Consider the following 265-nt stretch of genomic DNA (forward strand, 5'->3'; position numbering starts at 1 on the left):
CTGCAGCGCCGCCATGCATTGACGAGGCGCGCGCGCAGCTCGATCTCCAAGCCCTCTGGTGCGCGAGTATTGTCCGAAGCTTCGGCAATGCCGCCGGGCGCCGCCCTAGACCAACAGCGCGCTAAGCTTGCCCGCCGCCTCCTGCAAAGGCGCCAGGGCACGCTCCGCAAGGCTGTCGGGGCTGTGGCGTTGCATCGGGGCGTGGATAGCCAGGGCCGTCAGGAAGCGATCCTCTGTGTCGTGGATCGGCACCGCGATGGCGCAC

General features: G+C 68.7%; 1 protein-coding gene. It reads right to left on the minus strand.

Features of this window, described 5'->3' with window-relative positions; translation table 11 throughout:
- Positions 1-105: 105 nt before the first annotated feature.
- Complete coding sequence (locus E0702_RS21075) at positions 106-252, minus strand: hypothetical protein (RefSeq protein ID WP_368816928.1); 147 nt, start codon at positions 250-252, stop codon at positions 106-108.
- Positions 253-265 lie beyond the last annotated feature (13 nt).

Source organism: Halomonas marinisediminis (assembly GCF_004347715.1).
Taxonomy (GTDB): domain Bacteria; phylum Pseudomonadota; class Gammaproteobacteria; order Pseudomonadales; family Halomonadaceae; genus Halomonas; species Halomonas icarae.